Annotated in this window: 15 protein-coding genes; all 15 read right to left on the reverse strand. The window is 51.7% G+C overall.

The annotated features are described in order from the left end of the window. Positions 1–161 (reverse strand): methylenetetrahydrofolate reductase [NAD(P)H] (locus EYO21_05655; GenBank protein HIB03293.1); only part of this gene is annotated, 161 nt, incomplete at its 3' end. A gap of 209 nt (positions 162–370) precedes the next feature. Further along, positions 371–760 (reverse strand): hypothetical protein, encoded by a 390-nt coding sequence (locus EYO21_05660; protein HIB03294.1) that lies wholly within the window; start codon positions 758–760, stop codon positions 371–373. A 115-nt stretch (positions 761–875) separates the two neighbouring features. Further along, positions 876–2,264 (reverse strand): sodium:solute symporter family protein, encoded by a 1,389-nt coding sequence (locus tag EYO21_05665; protein ID HIB03295.1) that lies wholly within the window; start codon positions 2,262–2,264, stop codon positions 876–878. An 85-nt stretch (positions 2,265–2,349) separates the two neighbouring features. Further along, entirely contained in the window at positions 2,350–3,261 is a 912-nt protein-coding gene (locus EYO21_05670) for an alpha/beta hydrolase (protein HIB03296.1), read from the reverse strand. A gap of 29 nt (positions 3,262–3,290) precedes the next feature. After that, on the reverse strand, positions 3,291–3,770 hold the full coding sequence (locus EYO21_05675; GenBank protein HIB03297.1) for a hypothetical protein: 480 nt from the start codon (positions 3,768–3,770) through the stop codon (positions 3,291–3,293). Between the two features lie 505 nt (positions 3,771–4,275). Continuing rightward, the gene (locus EYO21_05680) at positions 4,276–4,752 is read right to left on the reverse strand and encodes a hypothetical protein (GenBank protein HIB03298.1); all 477 of its coding nucleotides are present in this window, start codon (positions 4,750–4,752) and stop codon (positions 4,276–4,278) included. A 170-nt stretch (positions 4,753–4,922) separates the two neighbouring features. Next, complete coding sequence (locus EYO21_05685) at positions 4,923–5,264, reverse strand: nucleotide pyrophosphohydrolase (GenBank protein ID HIB03299.1); 342 nt, start codon at positions 5,262–5,264, stop codon at positions 4,923–4,925. Positions 5,265–5,533: 269 nt separating this feature from the next. Continuing rightward, the gene (gene ftsZ / locus EYO21_05690) at positions 5,534–6,712 is read right to left on the reverse strand and encodes a cell division protein FtsZ (GenBank protein ID HIB03300.1); all 1,179 of its coding nucleotides are present in this window, start codon (positions 6,710–6,712) and stop codon (positions 5,534–5,536) included. Positions 6,713–6,792: 80 nt separating this feature from the next. Then, complete coding sequence (gene ftsA / locus EYO21_05695) at positions 6,793–8,118, reverse strand: cell division protein FtsA (protein ID HIB03301.1); 1,326 nt, start codon at positions 8,116–8,118, stop codon at positions 6,793–6,795. Then, positions 8,082–8,879 (reverse strand): FtsQ-type POTRA domain-containing protein, encoded by a 798-nt coding sequence (locus tag EYO21_05700; protein ID HIB03302.1) that lies wholly within the window; start codon positions 8,877–8,879, stop codon positions 8,082–8,084. Before EYO21_05700 ends, ftsA begins: the two co-directional genes overlap by 37 nt. Beyond that, a complete protein-coding gene (murB, locus tag EYO21_05705; GenBank protein ID HIB03303.1) occupies positions 8,876–9,847 on the reverse strand; it encodes a UDP-N-acetylmuramate dehydrogenase in 972 nt (323 codons plus the stop codon). Before murB ends, EYO21_05700 begins: the two co-directional genes overlap by 4 nt. Next, the gene (locus EYO21_05710) at positions 9,804–11,192 is read right to left on the reverse strand and encodes a UDP-N-acetylmuramate--L-alanine ligase (GenBank protein ID HIB03304.1); all 1,389 of its coding nucleotides are present in this window, start codon (positions 11,190–11,192) and stop codon (positions 9,804–9,806) included. The genes murB and EYO21_05710 overlap by 44 nt, the downstream gene beginning before the upstream one ends. Further along, positions 11,192–11,761 carry a hypothetical protein gene (locus EYO21_05715; protein HIB03305.1) on the reverse strand — a complete coding sequence of 190 codons (570 nt, stop codon included), beginning with the start codon at positions 11,759–11,761 and terminating at the stop codon, positions 11,192–11,194. The genes EYO21_05710 and EYO21_05715 overlap by 1 nt, the downstream gene beginning before the upstream one ends. Next, on the reverse strand, positions 11,758–12,291 hold the full coding sequence (locus EYO21_05720; protein ID HIB03306.1) for a hypothetical protein: 534 nt from the start codon (positions 12,289–12,291) through the stop codon (positions 11,758–11,760). The genes EYO21_05715 and EYO21_05720 overlap by 4 nt, the downstream gene beginning before the upstream one ends. Beyond that, on the reverse strand, positions 12,284–13,426 hold the full coding sequence (locus EYO21_05725; GenBank protein HIB03307.1) for a cell division protein FtsW: 1,143 nt from the start codon (positions 13,424–13,426) through the stop codon (positions 12,284–12,286). The genes EYO21_05720 and EYO21_05725 overlap by 8 nt, the downstream gene beginning before the upstream one ends.

The raw sequence follows: 13,426 nt of genomic DNA on the forward strand, positions 1-13,426 counted from the left end.
CCCCAGGTTATATCGATATAAGCTGGTTGCAGAGATGCCATTCTATCAATTCTGCCATACAGGTTATCCAGACCAAAGTCTGTCTTCGGTGGGAAGAACTCAAAGCTGTAGAAGGTTTTTTCCTGAGCCTTATAATCCTCTAATTTGTCTGAAATTTTCATATATACATTCTGTCGAATAGAATATTAATGTTCAAAAACACTTATTTATCATTTTAATTGCGAATTTACTCGATTTTCCAGCGGAATTAAAAAGGTGATCATTTGGGAGTATAAAAGAAAAAACTGCTAGTTGAGAAGAGCTACTCTGATGTGTACCTGATAGAGTCGAACCTATGACCAACTGTTACAAAGGCCGCTGTTCTATTTTATTACTGCTCAAGAATAGCAGCCAAAGAACCATTGCCCTTCGAACTGAGATGACCGTTTTTCACTTCATTCTGGTTTAAGGAAGCTCTCTGCTTATGGGAATGATCAGTTTTTCCAGGCTGCTTCTCATTCATTTCCTTTGTGAAGATGGTCTTTAGGGCTTTCTTGGGCAGTTTGGTGTAGTAATGCCTATCACCACCCAAGTTCCTCACACACCAGTCCACTAACTGGTACTTGTATATGTAGGGAATGATATTATAATGCCCTGAGAGCTTTCCATGGAATCTCCGCATTCTCATGTCCCTCAGGTAGGCCCATTTGAAGGCGTAGTACAAAGGAAAGGATCCAATAATGGTTACGAACAGGGTTGGTATGAGAGTTTCAGTATTCATAACGGTTCTCCTTATCCTTTTATTAAAGAATCAATAGCTGTTTTCTTTTTAACAGTTCAATGAAGGATTAGTTTCTAAAAAGATGCCTGATTTCTTGCGGATCTTGGCGGATTTGTCATGAGGTTTCTCCTTTTGTCGGGATCACAAGAGTCACGAGCACGAATACGACTGTCGACATCGACCAGGCAATCAACAACGCTAGGTCGGCATTGAAAAGACCCTCGAAAGGTCCGGGAACCGAGACCGCGAATGCAGTCATGCCCACAACCCCTCCCATGATCATAGCACTGTACGCGGCTTTCGCGGTGGCTCGCGGCCACAGGAGACCGCCGAGCAAGGGAACCAGCATACTCGCCATGTAGGGCGTGGCGAACACGATCATCGTCCGCAGAAGGCCTTCGAAATGCAGTGCAATTTGAATGCCTAGCAGTGCCGAGACCGCCACGACTACTCGAGACAGCGGCTTTGCGAACGGCAGGTCACCCAACTTCTCATCTCTGTGGAGAATCTTGTTGTAGAAGTCCCGGGAACAGGAGCCAGCGATGGAAATGATAAGGCTGTTGGCCGTCGACATGGCGGCCGCCAGCAGGGCCGCGAGCACAATTCCCCCCAGCATCGGTGACAAAATGGATTGGATCATCTGCGGAAGGACCGTGGTGGCATTGGTGGCCGGATCGACCGCACGCCCGGCTGCGCCGATGAGCGCGGCGAAAAACGAGATGGCGATAACAATCAATCCGCCGTACACAGCACCCCATTTGGCTGTATTTCCCGATTTGGCGGACTGGAAGCGCAGATAGGCATCGTACGAAACAGATATCATAAGGAGAAACGGAAGAATATTAAAGACGGCGTTTGATGCCATGCCTTCAGAGACGAATGGAACGGCGAGCAATTCGCCGATACTGGACGTCACCGCGACACCTTCGTTGGCCGCCAGTGCCTGGAAGGTGAAGAAGGCGAGTCCCGGGATCGCAACCACGATGACCGAGACTTGAACCAGGTCCGTGACAACGGCGCCCCACATTCCGCCGAGCATGCTGTAAATCAGCACCACGCCTCCGGCGGACCAGACGCCCGTCTTGAAGCTGACACCAAACATGGTGGCTACGGCACCTGTCGCCATGAACTGCACGCCCAGAATCCCGAGCAGGCTAGGGATATTGGATATCCAGGCCCAGAGCCGAACCCAGAGATTCTCCCCGTATCGCTCTCCGAAGAAGTCCAGAGGAACGTAAACACCCTTCCGGCGCAGCTTCTTGGCCGCCATGAAGCCGGCGAAAATCAACCCGCCTCCTACGCCAATTCCCGGCCACATGCCGGCCCAGACACCGTGTTGTGCTGCCAGTTCGGCCCCCCCTAGAATGACACCGGCCCCTAGTTGGGTGCCGGCGAATGTAGCAGTGGTCAGTAACAGCCCGAGGTTGCGACCGGCGATCAGGAAGTCGGATATGTTGTCGATCCGGCTTTGCAGGGCTAATCCTAAAAGGATCATGGCCGCCAAGTAGATTCCTATGATGGCTATCTGCACGAATACTACTCCGAGAGGATGTTACGTAATTCTGTGGTTAATTCACAAATGCTAGAAGTTAATAGCTCTTCAATTTTACCTTGCCTGTGGTCAAAAACTCATAGACCACCCGATTGAATTTATCCGGGACCTCTACCTGCGGAAGATGCCCTGCCTCATGGAAGATGACCTTGTATGAACCGGCAATATCTTGATTGAGCCGATCAGCATTGCTCAAAGGGAACACCTGGTCTTCTTTACCCCACACGATCAGGGCAGGTACCCGGATTGTTCGCATCTCTTCCTCGGTCACGTCGCCACCTTCCAACAACATATTCTCTATAGCTCGGGCAGATTTGAGCCACAGTGTAAACGCTTCTTGCACCCAACTGTCAGTGATCAGTTCGGGATCATATACACGGCGCTTTAGAAAACTTCGGGTCGCGGCCAGATCCGATCCGGTCACGGTCCGGCGAAACTTAATCTGCGCTTCAGTCAGCGACCTGGCGAGATCGCGATTCGGGTTTCGATATCCAGCTCCGTCGACCAGCACCATTCGCTCTACCAGGTGGGGGTAATGGACGGCCATGTAAGTCGTCGTATTTGCACCCATGGCGTGGCCTACCAGCGTGGCTTTGGTTATTTCAAGCGCTTCCAGAAAACCCGCCAGAAACTGCGCCAGCAACGCATTATGATAATTGGCGTGGGGTTTATCCGAGTCACCGAAACCGATCTGGTCAAGGACGATCACGCGGAAATTGGCGGTCAGCGGGTCGATATTCAAACGCCATTCGTTCCGACCACCCCACAAACCGTGCAGTAACACAAGCGGTGGTCCGCTGCCTGCTTCGCCGTAGTGTAGATTGAAGCCGTAGACGGTAACGTCTTTTTCTGTGAGACCGGACGGTTGAGCGTGGATGGTTAGTAGACTTCCGATCCACAACAGAAAAATCAGTCCCATTCGGTATATCGTTTTTTTTCGGAGCATCATAGCTCTATTTTTCCCTTCTCAATCAACCTTCAACGAATTTTGCGCCACTTCCATTCCCAGCGACTGCCATTTGACAGATTGAAATGGATGACGAGAAGATCATCCCGCAACTGATAGGGCAACCGGGACACCGTGCCTACTTCGCGCGGGTTTTCTGATAGGTCACGATGCCAAATCAGTGTATCTCCCTCTACCTCATAAGGCCCGGTGTGGGCGTTCAGTTTCAACCACTCATGCAAGAAGGCGATCTGATCATCTTTGGGTAGGTCTTCAGGACGCTTCCCTTGTTCAAGAATGGGACGATCCGGTTTTATCGTCATCATCGAATAATAGCCTTGGGCCATCATAAGCAGGCCGCGTTGGGTCGGGTCGAGCGCCTGACCTGTGGTAAGATTGATGAGTGAAACACGCTCATAAACCCCTTCCAGATCAGGACTTTCCTGTCCGTAAAGGGACATAGATAGCACGATACAGAGCAATATTGAGGTCAGGCAAAAACGAGGCATCATTATATCTTTTGATTATATTGCTTATTGCTGGACAATTGCCACTCTGATTCCTGACCGTGTTTATTTCTTTTGGGTGGTTTGACCATATTGTTACCACGTCTTCCATCTGAATTTTGCTGTCGTTGCAAAAACATTAATAATTATCCGTAAGCACTGTTTCACAAACCACATCTATTTTTTAATTTTATTAACAATTACCTTTTAATCTATAAAGGTTCTATCGTCCGGACGCGACAAAGAGTTTATGGATATTTCCTATGGATATAACCTAGTTCAGCTTGATTTATTGAACATCAGAAAGATGATCGAGTGTACGCTGCACAATCCGGTGGTGACCCGGCCCCCAGTTCCGGGTTCTGCTCGTTCAGGTGGATAAGTTCAAAAGGGAGATCCAGGGCCGCCTCCAGTTCTTTCCACTCCCTGAGGAGGGTGGAGGTACCATGGGTGAGATCATTCAGTTCGCAGTGTTTGGCGCGGTAGATGCCAACCAGTCTTTCCTGGTGGACTATTTTTTAGATTTGGAAGCTTTCTTGTCTGTCTTGGGCTTTTCCGGGATGGGAGAAAACCCCTTGTCAAAAGAGGCATCTGCGAAAATAAAGGCCATTTTGTCTTCAGCTTTTTTGGTTTTTCCCTGGCAGTTCCCGCAGCAGAAAGTGACATTGGTATTAGCCACCTTAACGACTTTCTTGGGGTTCAGGTTACGGCCGGAAAGGGGGCAGTTGGTTTGCATGTACTGACCGGTAACCACCAGCTGGTAGTTTGCCGCCACGGAGAATTTGGCAGTAGCTTCATCGAAATCTGCTCTACAACCGCCGCAGCAGAAAAAGACTTTCCCTTTCTTGTATTCGGTGTATTCCGTCTTGTCAATGGCGTCACCGGAAATGACGCAGGCGATTTCGTCCTTTTTCTTGTCGTCGTCACCTGCAGTGAGCGCAACGGTGGCCACCAGGACCAGGGATAGAGTGCGAATAAAACATTTCATGTGTTAGCCCTCGTTTTGCTAATAATCAAAAAGAAAATTAGAGTCTAAACCTACTCCGGTCAATAGGGAATTGCTATTGGGTTGTAACCGAAATCCAAAGGCTTAATATAAAGGCTGCCTTCGGAACTGCCTCTTAAAGTCGGCTTTCCCAATGGCATACCTCATCAAAGTCAAAAATGACCCTGGAACTTTTCCGCTGGGTATTTTACCCTGTTCTTCGTCATCTTTTCGGTGACGGCTGCGGCAATATCGAGGTCGTGCCTGTTAGCAAAGGCCATGGCGTAAATCATAATATCGGCCAGCTCATCTGCGACGTCGGCACGTAAGCTCTCCTTTATCTGTTCCCGCGACTCCTCCAGCGTAAACCATTTGAAAAGATCCATCAGTTCAGCCGCCTCAACGGCCAGCGCCATGGCGAGGTTTTTGGGGCTGTGGAACTGGGCCCAGTCCCGTTCATTCACAAAATCTTCAATCTCTTGCTTTAGTTGCTGCACCGTTGTTTTGTCATCCATGCTCATCTCCCAAATGACGGTTAACCGATAGTGACCTGCCGAAGAATACCTCCGCCGGGGCGCCTGTCCTGAAAGCCACCCTTTATATCTCTTTCAGAAGTTCGCGGGTGTCAGTTTACATCAGGACGGACAGAAGGTCAAGAGGGGAGGGGGCGTTATAATTATGTGGCGGGGACGTATAGAAAGTGAGACGTGGGAAACTTTTGCCAGTAAAGAAAAACCCCGCTCCAGCGGGGTTTTTTTAGAGAGAGTTGGTTTTCCGGAGGGGACTACTGTTGGCGCTGTCTCAAAAAGGCAGGGATTTCCAGGTCGTCATCCTTAAAGACCATGGGATCGGGCGCTGGTGCATCTAGAACTGGCCGGTCGTCCTCCGTCACCTTTGATTGGTGAGTAGGGACATTGGGAGTTTCGTGGATCTGCTCAGCTTCCTGGCGAAAGTTGAGCCTGGCCACCTGTTCCTTACCCTGGATGCCGACCTCGGCTGCTCGTGCCTTGGCGTTAAAGCCAGTGGCGATGACCGTCACATGGATCTCCTCACCTAACGAGGGATCGATGACAGCGCCGAAGATTATGTTTGCATCCTGGCCCGCTTCCTCAAAAATAATGGATGTGGCATCGTCCGCCTCCATGAGAGTAAGGCCATCACCGCCGGTGATGTTTACCAGTACACCCTGTGCACCACGCATATTCACATCATCCAGCAGTGGAGAGGAGATGGCCTGCTGAGCCGCCAGCACCGCCCGCTCTTCACCTATGGCCACACCGGTACCCATGATGGCATCACCCATGTCACGCATGATGGTTTCCACATCGGCAAAATCGAGATTTATGAGACCGTGAACGTTGATGAGGTCCGAAATGCCCCGTGTGGCCTGATGGAGGATAGTATCGGCCATCTGGAACGCCTCCACCACAGTGGTGGATTTGTCCACAATTGTGAGAAGTTTCTGATTCGGGATTGATATGAGTGTATCACAACTCTTCTGCATCTCTTCAATGCCGCTGGTGGCCCGGTTCATCCGCTTCGGCCCTTCGAAATTGAACGGCCGTGTCACGACTCCTACGGTCAGGGCGCCCAGCTCCCGGGCAATTTGAGACACGATAGGTGCCGCCCCTGTTCCCGTTCCGCCGCCCATGCCGGCGGTGACAAAGATCATGTCCGCACTCTCAATGATAGAGGCGACGGCGTCTTTCTCCGTCTCCATGGCGGTCCTGCCGATGTCCGCCTTGGCGCCTGCACCTAGACCCTTCGTTATGTTCTTGCCGATCTGGATCTTTGTCTCGGCCCGGTTGTTATCCAGGTCCTGCGCGTCGGTGTTCACCGCAATGAACTCCACGCCGGTGAGGCCCGAGTTTATCATCCTGTTGACGGCGTTTCCGCCTGCGCCGCCAACGCCAATTACTTTTATACGTGCTTTTTGGTCAGCTAGTGAATCGAATTCGAACAGCATGCTGTCCTCCTTTACTTTCTCCCGCGAGTCAGAGCCGTGTCACTCCCCTGAGTGCAATCCTCCTCATCGCTATTTTACTAAAAAAATCCCCGGAACCATCCACCAATGTCCTCCACAAGCTTGCCCACACCGGCAGGCTGCCGGTGTCTAGGATCGTACACATTGTCAGCATTGAGGGGATGTTGAACCAGTCCAATGGCGGTAGCGTAGATGGGGCTCGCCGCCACGTCCACCACACCGCTCAAACCTTTCGGAACACCAATTTTTACATGTACTTCAAAAATCTCTTCACCAAGGCTCGCCACATTTTTTAGCAGTGAGCCACCGCCTGTCAATACCACACCGAAGGAGACGGGGTTCTCAATGCCCGACCGCCATGGTGACAGTTGCAAACGTTTCTGGATCTCCTGCTTCACCATCTGGAAAATTTCAGTCATCCGCGCCTCCACATAGCGGGACACCTCGTGCTCGCTTGCTTGCCGGGGAGTCTCGTCGGCTCCTCGGGGCAGTTCAAACTCTAGATCCGTAGACGCCATGGCCGCCTTCGCCGAGCCATATTTGGTTTTAATCTCTTCGGCTTCATCGATGGAGACCTGTGTCATCATGGCGAGATCGTTGGAAATGCAATCCCCGCCCAGGGCGATGACAGCCGAGTGCCGTACCTCACCCTCAAAATAGACGCAGATGTCCGTAGTGCCGCCACCGATGTCCACAAGCACCACACCAAGCTCCTTTTCGTGCGGCTCAAGCACAGCCTCTCCCGAAGCGAGAGGCTGGTAGATAAACCGCCTCACAGCGATGCCCGTCTCCTCTACACACTTGGTAACATTTTTCACCGCTGATGTGGCACCGGTGATAAGGTGCACGTGTGCCTCCAGCCGCCGGCCCACCATCCCCATGGGATTCTTGATTCCGCCCTGGTGATCCACCACAAATTCCTGCGGAAGAATGTGGATTATTTTCCTGTCAACAGGAAGGGAGACGGCGCGGGACATCTCCAGCACTCTGTCAATATCCGAATTCTTAATCTCATCCTCGTAAGTGACGGGGTGACCGTTCTTTGATATGGCGATGGCGCCCTGGGTGTTAAGACCCCGGATGTGATCACCGGAGAGCCCCACGTAAGCCTCGGACACCTTCACATTGGCCATGGTCTCTGCCTTTTGAACGGCGTCCTCAATAGCTTGGATGGTGGCGTCGATGTCTACCACCGTCCCCCGCTTTACGCCGTGGGAGGGGGCCACGCCTGCACCCAGCAGTTTCATGTCACCACCGTTCCCGTCAGACTGAGCGATGATGCAACAAACCTTTGTGGTCCCCACGTCCAGGCCCACAGAGGTACCTTTGTCCTGAACTAACCCGTTTCTCACGTTCTTTCCCTCACTACAATTTGGTTTTTGTATCTAAGGTCAACGTAGCGATAATTGTGTAACGTCCACCCACCAGGTAGGATGGTGTAAAATTCTTTCAACAGTTCAATCTGTGCCAACATATTGGCCTCACCGAAATGGATTTTGGTAGGCTTCTCCGCCAGTACCATAACATATTCGTCCGTTTTGTCCACGGTGAGCTCGGAGATGTCCTCAAACAGAACAGGGAACCGGTCCCGGATAAACGCGAGGTAGCTCACCGCCTCCAGCGTCTTGTGGGAGAGGCATTTCAGTCCCACCGGGTAGAGTTCCTCTGCGGGGTTGAAACCAGTAAGGGTCGGAACGTTGAATTCCATATCATCGTGCCGGAGCGGCATTACAACGCCCTCATCGTCAATGACCAGAAAATTGGTGAGGTTCAGGTAGGCCATGGGTTGCCGTTCCACCACATCAATACTAATCTTTTTCGGGAAGTCTCGGCTCACCCGGGCTCCTTTTATGTAGGAATGCTCCTCCACCCGCCGCTGGATGGCCTTCAGGTCAATATCAGTCAGCGACTGAGCGAAGGGAATCTTCGCCAGGGCAATAATCTCGTCCTGCGCCAAAATATTGTTTCCGCGGATCTCCGTGGCCGTCAGGTCAAAGTCACCACTCAGCAGTGACCAGTCAATGGCGTAATTGACCAGAACACCGAAAAAAAGGAGGGAGGCTGAGATGAGGCTCCATCTGATGACGGGCGTTACCCATTTCGGCATCTTCTTTTTTCTGCGCACTTTTTTCCGCTTAGGCATCATGCATCAAAGGTCCCTTCAGCGAAACCGAGCGTCTTGATCTCCAGCTCCAGGTTGATGTCAAATTTTTCCCGTACCGTCCGCCTAGCTAGGCGAATGAGCTCCGCCAGGTCCTCCGATGATGCGTCACCGTGGTTCACAAAGAAATTGGCGTGCTTTTCTGAGATTTCCGCGCCGCCGACGCGGGTTCCCTTCAGACCCGCCTGATCGATGAGGTAACCGGCAGCTTTCTCCGGAGGATTCTTGAAGACGGATCCGGCGGAGCGGAAACGGAGCGGTTGTGTCGTTTTTCGGCTCTCGCTCGCCTTCAACTTCAGCTCTAGGATTTCCTCCGGCGTCCTTTTTTCAAACTTGAATTTACCCGACAGCACTATTTCATCGTCTCTCAGGGAGGAGTGGCGGTAACTGAACTCAATCTCATCTCTTTTTACCTCTTTCACATCCCCATTCAGTGTCATGACTCGTATACTGGTGAGAAAATTGGATATCTCCCGCCCGTAGGCGCCGGCGTTCATCCGGATAGCGCCTCCCAGCGTTCCTGGCACACCTACTAAACTTTCCACTCCTGTGAGCTCAGCTCCGACGCATTTTTTCACAAAATGACCCATCATAACACCGCATTCGGCATAAATGTCAGTCCCGTCGATTTCCATTGTTTTGAATGTTTTTGATAGGCTGATAACAAACCCGTCAAAGCCGTCATCACTCACCAGCAGGTTCGAGCCTGATCCGGTAAAAAAGACGGGGGCGGACTTTTCCTGAGACAAGGACAGAATTGCCGACAGGTCGGCCTCACCGGCGGGGTAGAAGAGTCCCAGGGCCGGCCCGCCTATGCCGTATGAGGTGTGTCCTTTCATAGGCTCATTCCACATGACTTTTCCCGTCAACTTTTCCTCCAGCCGTTTGAAGTCAGGATCCACACGTTCCTCAGGCTTCCACCGCCTCTTTTCCCAGCATGGCGGCGTATTCATCGCAAATACGCCAGATATCACCAGCACCCATGGTAATCACAAGATCTCCAGGCTCCACCAGCGCCTTCATGGCGGCTATGAGTCGTTTCTTGTCTTCTACCCAGTAGACATTTTCATGCCCCATGGATTTGGCCATGTTGGTAATAAGCTCTCCTGTAACGCCGGCCAAGGGTTCCTCCCTGGCCGGGTAAACATCTGTCACAATGAGGACATCGCTGATGAGAAAAGACCGGGCGAAATCCTCGTAAAAGTTCTGGGTCCGGCTGTAAAGGTGTGGCTGAAAAACGGTCACCAGTCTGCGATCCCACCCGTTTTTTATCGCTCTAAGTGTGGCGGAGACTTCCGTGGGGTGGTGGGCATAGTCGTCCACTATCATCACATCGTCAAAGACACCCTTGATCTCAAACCGCCGCTTCACGCCGCTGAACTGTTTCAGGCCGTTACTGATGGTGTCAAAATCGATTTCCATCTCCATTCCCAGGGCGATGACCGCCAGGGCGTTCTTTATGTTGTGGGCACCAGGAACGATCAGCTCCACTTCTCCCAACTCTTCCTCTCGGTGTTTCGCGACAAAAGTTGAGCGGACCTCCCGATAAACACGACTATCAGCCTGGAACTCCGCATCCCCTGAAAAACCATAGGTAATCACGGGTCGGCTGATGTCCGGGAGGATCCGCTTTACCATAGGCTCATCCACACACGCCACAACAGCACCATAAAAGGGTGTGGCGTTCGCGTACTGCGCGAAGGCGTTGAGCAAATCCTGTTCCGAATCGTAGCAGTCCATATGATCTGAATCAATATTTGTAATGATGGCATAAGTGGGCGTTAGCTGTAGAAAACTTTTGTCGAACTCGTCGGCTTCCACTACGATGACGTCACCTTGGCCCAGCAAGGCGTTCACATCCAGGCTTTTCACCACGCCGCCTACCACCAGGGTAGGGTCCATCCCCGCTTCTGTCAGCACTGAACCCATCATGGAGGTGGTGGTTGTCTTTCCGTGGGTGCCGCTTATTGCCACGGAAGTCTGTTTCAGTTTCAGTAGCTCGCCCAGCATCTCCGCCCGCCGAATGATAGGGATAAGTTTCTTTTTAGCCCTCTTAAGTTCGGGATTGTCCGCCTGCACCGCGGAGGAATAGACCAGCACATCGGAATCGTTCACATTCCCCGGCTTGTGACCCTCGTGGATCACAGCCCCGTGTTTCTGGAGGTTTTTGGTGATGTCTGTGGTCTTCATGTCAGAGCCCGTCACCTCAAAACCGAGATTGATGAGGAGCTCGGCAATACCGCTCATGCCGATGCCGCCGATCCCCACAAAATGAACTTTTTTGACTTTCCCAAGCATTACGCTTCTGCTATAACCTCGATTTCATTGACGATCAGATCGATAGCTTCCGGCTTCGCAACGGACCGGGCCGCCGATGCCATCCTGGAAAGTACCTGACTGTCACCCATCAATTGTTTCACCTCATCGGCTAGGCGCTCGCCCGTAAACTCTTTCTGATGCACCACCATGGCCGCCCCTGATGCCCGGAGGCTTTCTGCATTCATGGACTGGTGATCGCCAGCCGCACCTGCAAAAGGGACTAAGAGGGACGGCTTGCCGCAGGCGGCAATCTCCGCCAGGGCCAGAGCACCAGCTCTGGAGATGATCAGATCTGCCGCTGCATAAAAAGCGCCCATATCATCCACAAACGGCATCACTTTCACTCTGCCGGTCTCGTGCTTCCGGTAGGTCTCAAGATGCAAGTCGCCAGTCTGCCAAAGGATCTGCACGTCTTTCAAATCGTTGAGAGCCTTCTCCAAGGCTTTGTTCAACACCAGGGCACCTTGGCTGCCGCCCAGAAGGGCCAACACTGGTAAGTCTTCCTTCAGGCCGTATGCGTGCAAAGCTTTTTTCCTGTCACCGTTCATAATCTCCTCCCTAACAGGGTTACCGGTGACGACACCACTTTTTTTTTAAGGTGACGCCGGGCATCTTCATAACTAAGGCAGACACGAGTCACTCTAGAGGAGAGCCATCGTGTTGTTATGCCAGGATAGGAATTCTGTTCATGAATGACCGTTGGTATCCCTCTGTGAATGGCCGCTAGGAGTGGTAGTCCGCTGGCGTAACCGCCGGTACCGATGACAGCCACAGGAGAGAGTTTCTTAATCAACCGCCGGGATTTGAGATAAGCAGCGGCGAACCTGAAAGGAAAGAGGAGATTCCTGAAAAGGGCTCTCAAGGAAATGCCTCTCATAAATCCCCTGATGGTGAGCAGTGTATGGCTATAGTTCCGTTCCGGGAGAATTTTGGACTCCAGTCCGAACTTGGAGCCAACGAAATGGATAGTGGCAAATGGAAACCGTTTTTTCAATGCATCCCCAATGGCCAGTGCTGGGAAGAGGTGGCCACCGGTGCCGCCGCCGGCGATGATGAAACTTTTCCTTGACTCAGGCAAAACGGATCCTCGCTTCCGATCTTCTTCTCACCGTCCGCCTAGCCATTGATATATTCAGCAGGACCCCTACGGAGAGGAGATTCGTCAACAGGCCACTGCCGCCAAAACTTATGAACGGAATGGGGAGCCCGGTGGTGGGGACGATCCCCGTCACTACCGCCGAATTTATGAAGGCATACGTCACGATCTGGACCGACAGACCGATGCCCAGCATGATGCCGAACACATCCGTACACCCTTTGGAAATCTTCAGCGCCCTGTGGAAAATAGCCAGGTAGAGCGTAATGAGGACAAAAATACCGGCGAAGCCGATCTCTTCACCCATAATAGCCAGAATAAAATCAGTGTGAGGTGCCGGGAGGAAAAGGTTCTTGCCTGTACTGGCGCCCAGGCCAACGCCTATCATTCCACCATTGCCGAGGCTGATGATCGACTGCTGGAGCTGGTAACTGGCGTCGGAAAAATCGAATATCCCCTTTAAGTAGAAAATCAATCTCTTAAACCTGTATGGTTCGGCGATCATAACAGGTATAAGGATTGTCATCCCCACGCCACAGGTGGCTAGCATGTGGATCAGCCTGGCCCTGCCGATGAAAAGCATGATCATAACAATGAGACCGATCATAATTGCCGTACTGTAGTCCGGTTGAATAATGATAAGTGCCATGACAATCCCTGTCATGATGACGGGAGGGAGGAAGCCGTTAACATAGTCACCGATTCCGTCCCGTTTTTTATCGATATATGTTGCCAGGTATATGATAGTGGCGAACCGGGCTAGGTCCGATGTCTGAATTCGAAGCGGTCCCAGGTAGAGCCACCGGGCCGGTGAATGGTTTCCCGCTATGAGGAACATCACCTTGGTAACGATCAATAGCACAATGCTCACAATAAAGAGGAGTGCAGCGATCCGCTTCAGCAGGCGATAATCTATGAACATGGCAGCCACCATGACAGCTAGCCCCATAAAAACACGTAAAAGGTGCCGCCGGAAATAGAAGGTGCCGCTGCCGAATTTGTCCAGGGAAATGTCTGAACTGGAACTAAAGACCATTACCGCCCCAATCGCAAGAAGTATCATGGTGATGATGAGGAGCGGTCTATCGTATTTTTCTGAGGACACCTCTATGGGCAT

The sequence above is a fragment of the Candidatus Neomarinimicrobiota bacterium genome, from assembly GCA_012964825.1.
GTDB lineage: Bacteria > Fidelibacterota > Marinisomatia > Marinisomatales > S15-B10 > UBA2125.